At 42.7% G+C, this 4985-nt stretch carries 7 protein-coding genes; 4 read left to right on the forward strand and 3 right to left on the reverse strand.

The features are described from left to right. Both A3756_RS11950 and A3756_RS11955 read left to right on the forward strand, forming a co-directional pair. Positions 1 to 715, forward strand: a 715-nt coding sequence (locus A3756_RS11950; RefSeq protein ID WP_068553564.1) for an AraC family transcriptional regulator, incomplete at its 5' end; no start/stop codon positions are given. A 157-nt stretch (positions 716 to 872) separates the two neighbouring features. Further along, the gene (locus tag A3756_RS11955) at positions 873 to 1277 is read left to right on the forward strand and encodes a globin (RefSeq protein ID WP_082886007.1); all 405 of its coding nucleotides are present in this window, start codon (positions 873 to 875) and stop codon (positions 1275 to 1277) included. On the opposite strand, the gene A3756_RS11960 is transcribed toward A3756_RS11955, so the two are convergent. Both A3756_RS11960 and A3756_RS11965 read right to left on the reverse strand, forming a co-directional pair. Next, positions 1255 to 1728 (reverse strand): hypothetical protein, encoded by a 474-nt coding sequence (locus tag A3756_RS11960; RefSeq protein ID WP_068515874.1) that lies wholly within the window; start codon positions 1726 to 1728, stop codon positions 1255 to 1257. The two genes, A3756_RS11955 and A3756_RS11960, sit on opposite strands and share 23 nt — an antisense overlap. Positions 1729 to 1754: 26 nt before the next feature. Further along, positions 1755 to 2669, reverse strand: a complete 915-nt coding sequence (locus A3756_RS11965; protein WP_082865226.1) for an MBL fold metallo-hydrolase — start codon at positions 2667 to 2669, stop codon at positions 1755 to 1757. Between the two features lie 347 nt (positions 2670 to 3016). Between A3756_RS11965 and A3756_RS27705 the strand changes: the two genes are divergently transcribed. Both A3756_RS27705 and A3756_RS11970 read left to right on the forward strand, forming a co-directional pair. Beyond that, entirely contained in the window at positions 3017 to 3229 is a 213-nt protein-coding gene (locus A3756_RS27705) for a hypothetical protein (RefSeq protein ID WP_068567935.1), read from the forward strand. After that, the gene (locus A3756_RS11970; RefSeq protein ID WP_068567991.1) at positions 3214 to 3936 is read left to right on the forward strand and encodes an MBL fold metallo-hydrolase; all 723 of its coding nucleotides are present in this window, start codon (positions 3214 to 3216) and stop codon (positions 3934 to 3936) included. Before A3756_RS27705 ends, A3756_RS11970 begins: the two co-directional genes overlap by 16 nt. Before the next feature lie 37 nt (positions 3937 to 3973). On the opposite strand, the gene A3756_RS11975 is transcribed toward A3756_RS11970, so the two are convergent. Then, positions 3974 to 4840 (reverse strand): hypothetical protein, encoded by an 867-nt coding sequence (locus A3756_RS11975; protein WP_068514500.1) that lies wholly within the window; start codon positions 4838 to 4840, stop codon positions 3974 to 3976. Positions 4841 to 4985: the final 145 nt, after the last annotated feature.

Here is a 4985-nt window from a genome sequence, read left to right on the forward strand (position 1 = left end):
CGCTCAATTTCAGTCATTATCACTGCTCTTTTCACATATGACTTTGCATTTTGATAAAGATTGGATAGAGCTACGTTATACCTTACCAGAGGCCTCACCTAAACTCAGGACATTTATTGCCGACAGAGACCTTATGGGAACCTATATCTTTGTAAGGGAGTTTCTTGAAAAACCAAACGAAATACTAATTGCTGCAGGTACTGCTCGGCCTAAGCCTGAAGGTAAGTGTTTGGCGGAGTATCAGAAATATATCGACTTTGATTTACATTTCGATCAGCCCTATAACTGGTTTCGGCTTCCACGCGTCATTTTGAGTGTGGCGATGAAGCACGGGAACCCTCTCGCTCATCAGCTATATCGAGTTCAAGCTTATGAGCTATTACGTAAGTTCTATTCGCAAGATGAAGATATTGTTTCACAAACCAAGCAAGTCATTGAAGGCTACGAAGGGCGCTTTCCAAGCGTTCCTGAAGTGGCAAAGATGTTTTCTGTGAGTGAGCGTACCTTCCGCAGAAAACTAAGCGCTGCCAACACGAGTTACCAAGGTATCCTGGATGAGCATAAGAAACAGCGCTGTCTAGGGATGATGGCTGCAGGGAAAGTGTCAGTGGCCGCATTGGCTGATCAGTTAGGTTACGCTGAGTCCGCTAGCTTTTTGAGAGCGTTTAAACGTTGGACTGGATGTACGCCTAAAGATTATCTTAGAAGAGTTTAGCGAGTAATTTATCCCGGCTGGCTATAAGACTACTCGTATCTGCAGCCTTGGAATATCATCTGAGTGAAAACGATAATTACTTAGAACAATGTGCATGTTTAGTCTAAAATATTTTCTTTCTGAATAAAAATTGCATTGGAGCGCTTAAGTAATGGGGATGATTGAATCTCTCGGGAGTCATTTTGACGATAGTTACGATTTTATTCTGAGTAACGATAGCAACTTTTTTGATTCTTTCTATACACACTTTTTTAATAGCTCTAATTTAATAAAAAATGCTTTTGCTTATATCGATATGGATAAGCAGAAGCAAATGCTTCGAGAATCTATAAAGCACTTAGTCAAATTCTACTGTACTAATAAAGAAAGCGAATACCTAAAAACTATCGCTCGACATCACGCCGATAAAGTTCGAGCTGACGAATATATGTATAAACTTTTCGTAGACTCTTTCATTCAGGCTATTGAAGATACCTACCCTAACTTTTGTGAGGAAGCAGCTTTAGTTTGGCGATGCGCCTTAAAGCCAGGCATCGACTTTATGAACTCTTATAAGGCTTAGCTGAACAGTGTTCCCAATTTGGGTCTTTAGAGACCAGTTTCCTGTTAATAATAAACAGACTCGGAACCAGGATGAAAGCGGTGCTGACTATGTCTGCAATAGTATGATATTGCTGGTAAAGCATTAAAATCGCATACGCTAAGAATGATACTCCCAAGGCAACTTGCCAGTGAACTTGAAACGTTGAACCTTGAGTTAATAACATCACTAAGGCCAGGGATAATGCTGTATGAGTGCTGTAGTCTAGTGAGACTGTAGGCCAAATAAGAAAATAGTTATCCAGAGCCATTAAGGCGTAAACCAGCGCTACTGATACCAAGGTTTGTAGACTGAACCTGGCTGCTGTTCGGTATTGTTTATTAAGGATTTGTCTGGCGATAAAGCCAAGTACAAGCAGTCCTAACAAAGGGATATAGGCATCGGCGATGGCATCAAGTTGCTGGTAGTTCACTTTGTTAGCCTTGGTGTAAATCCATCTTATAAAAAGCTGGGATAGTTGGGCAGTTTTGCCGTGACCAGTTCGTCATGAGCCGGGACGATCACTAAGTCAGGGTCACGTTTGCTTAAAGAGTGAATTTGATCGATGACTTTTTCCGCTTGGTCTACGTTATTATCGACACCAGTTGCCCACTGAACAATCTTCGGACGGCCGCGGTTGTCTTGAATTCCTTTGATCGCCCATGTTGCATCGCCAATGAAGAAATAGCGCCCTTTGTCTGGCGTATTAACAAAAAGACCCAAGTGCCCTTGCGAGTGCCCGGCCAGGTCGACTAACACTAAGCTGCCGTCACCGTAGATATCCAAACTTTTATCGAAGCCTTGGTAGGGTTGATCTAAGAGCTTTATGAATTGCCATTTGATGTCAGGACTATCAAATTGCGATAAGACAAAGCCGGGTGGCTTGCCTTGGTGCGCGGCGTCATGCTCTTGCTGTTGAATCCATACCGGTGTTGCTGGGAAGTCTTCAATTGCACTGACATGATCCCAGTGCATATGGCTAGGGATGATGGCTTTAATTGTGCTGATGGGGTAGTTATTCGCGTTTAACTGGCTAATGGCGGGTTTAACGTTTTCGATCGCGAACAACTGTTTCTCCCAAAAAGCGAATACTTGCATTTGTTCTTCGACTTCAGTGCCGATGCCGCTATCCCAGAGCAAATCACCCTTTGGATGTTTGATAAGAATTGCGTTATGCACTAACGTTCGCTGAGTAAACCAGCTACCACTGGATACCACCATCGCTTCTTGCGCGCCGCCTGATTCAGCGGTGACGATAACTGAAAAACTAAGATTTGCAGGTATCATCTCTCCAGCAAAAGTTGATGTGCTGCTTGTGAAAGTGATAAGCAGGAGAGGGATCAGCATGGTAAGTCTCATGACTAAGGGCTTCATAATGTTCTCTTTGTTTTTTGTATGATGAGGCGATAGTAATGACAATAGACTGATAGGTAAAATATATAATAAATATACCTGATATATATTTTATATGTATTTAGAATGCTGAGAATAATAACAAGCGACAGGCTATCACTTCCAGGAGCTTAGTGATCGCTGCGGTATTTGTTCTTATCCTGAATTAAGCGCATATTTACCTTAGCCTGAATGTTGGTGAGAGGAAATTATAAGACTGATATACTCAAGGCGCTTTAGAAGGAAATGAAGCAGAAATACTCTGCTTGGTGGTCGTTTCGCTTCACATGTTTGCATGTTAAAGACTCAATCAATAGGGAGATAAATTAGTGAACGTAATTAAAGCGGGCGCCAGCCTCATGTTGTTATTGTCTGCAAATTTAAGTGTTGCAGAAAACCACCACCATAGTACTAAGCAGTTTAAAGTGACTGAGTTAAAGCCAGGCTTTCACTTTCTTCAGGGAAAGGGCGGGAATATCTTATTGTCCGAAGGTGATGACGGGTTGTCGATAGTGACTATGCCGATATGTCAGGTGGTTTAGAGAAAACACTTGATACTTTTGGTAAACCGCTTAAGTACATCCTAAATACGCATTCGCATGGTGACCATACTCAAGGCAATAAGCTCTTGGGTAAAGAGCCTACCGTTGTCGCGCATGATAATGTTTATCAGCGTTTGAACTCTCGTCAAGAGGTTAAGCTGTTTAACATGGTGTCGGAACCATACCCAAAGCATGCGCTGCCGGATATTACCTATGATCATCGTATGACTATCCACTTTAACGGGCATGATATTTCTGTAATGCACTTGCCAATCGGACATACTGATGGCGATAGCGTGATCTTCTTTAAAGAACAAAATATTGTCCATTTGGGTGACCATTTCTTTAACGGCTTTTACCCCTTTGTTGATGTGGATGCAGGTGGGCGTGTACGAGGTGTCGCCCAGAATATTGATCGAATTTTAGATTCTATCGATGACTCAACCCAAATTGTGCCTGGGCACGGACCAATGGCAACGAAGCCAGACCTTATTGCCTTCAGAGACATGTTGCGTGGTACGGCGAAAGAGGTCGAGAGCATGATGAATGACAAGAGCCTGGAAGAGATACAAAGTGCAGGTTTGAGTGCAAAATGGGACGAGTGGGAAAACGGTTTCTTAAATGAGCCTACCTGGATCAAAATCGTCTTTAATAGTTTGCATGCGAGCCAGCACGATAAACCCAATAAACATAAGCACAAACACTAAGTTTCTCTTGGTATAGAGGCTGAAAGTAATGATGCTTTCAGTCTTTATCTAAATGAAACCAGAGAGCTTTCTGGTCTAGTGGTGTCGCTTCAGGAAGCAAAGGGTTAATCAGGCGATAGTGTAGTCGCTGCTTTAAATTAGCCTTCAGTATCAGATCAGCATAATACTGCTGGAACAGCGCATCGAACTTTCCGTCCAACAGGGCTTTCTGAAGCCCCTCTTCTATAAGGCTAGCTAAGGCCGTATTTTCTTGTGCGACAAAGAAATACGTAGCGGTCGGGTAGCTGAGTAGCGTGTGAGGCTCAAGGGTAATGTTGCGATGTTGATGCGTTTCTAGTTCATCCCAGATCTCGATAATAGAGCGAGGAAAGAGTTCCGCCCGATTAAGTGACAACACTTGAAATAAGCCTTCGTAACTGGGGCCAGTTTGTACCTTAAAATTGTTATATCTCAATATGTTGGTATCGGGCCAGTCATGCCCTTGAATGAGTGTGGCTTTTTTTAAAGCCCTTAAATCTTGGCTTTGTTTTCGTGTTGCCAACTGCTCGGGTGTTGTCAGGAACAAGCGCCAGCCAATCAAGCCTTTATAAATAGGGATTCTAATAGGCTTTACTTCTGACTCTCGTTCTTTGGAAGTCATGGTCCACATCACATCGATACCCTTGCTTTGGCTCAACTGTTTGATAGCCCGGCCTTGTGTCATAAAATACTGCGAGGGTTCTACTGTTAGAGGCACCGAATGATAACTTAGGGCTAGCTTTAATAGCTCTATTGGGTAACTGTGATGTTTGGTGAATACTTCGCCTGGCTGAGGGTAGCGAATGCTCGTTTGAGTTATCGCATTGGAAAATGAGCTGAAGAGCGAGAGCAATAAGCTGATGTAAATGAGTTTCGAAAAATTCATAATTCGCTGTTACTCCTACCAAGCAAATATTGAGACAGGTATGGCAGTTGGAAGGAATCGATTGCCATCTAAGCAAAAGCGAATTTGACACCTACTAAAAGGGCGCTATTTTTTCCTTCCCTAGCACTATACGATACCTTGAATG

The sequence above is a fragment of the Oleiphilus sp. HI0086 genome, assembly GCF_001635225.1.

Excerpts from the sequence above, each read along its gene's own strand:
- A3756_RS11955 (WP_082886007.1), top strand. The coding sequence starts at position 873 with ATGATTGAATCTCTCGGGAGTCATTTTGACGATAGTTACGATTTTATT.
- A3756_RS11965 (WP_082865226.1), bottom strand. The coding sequence starts at position 2,669 with ATGAAGCCCTTAGTCATGAGACTTACCATGCTGATCCCTCTCCTGCTT.
- A3756_RS11970 (WP_068567991.1), top strand. The coding sequence starts at position 3,214 with ATGTCAGGTGGTTTAGAGAAAACACTTGATACTTTTGGTAAACCGCTT.
- A3756_RS11975 (WP_068514500.1), bottom strand. The coding sequence starts at position 4,840 with ATGAATTTTTCGAAACTCATTTACATCAGCTTATTGCTCTCGCTCTTC.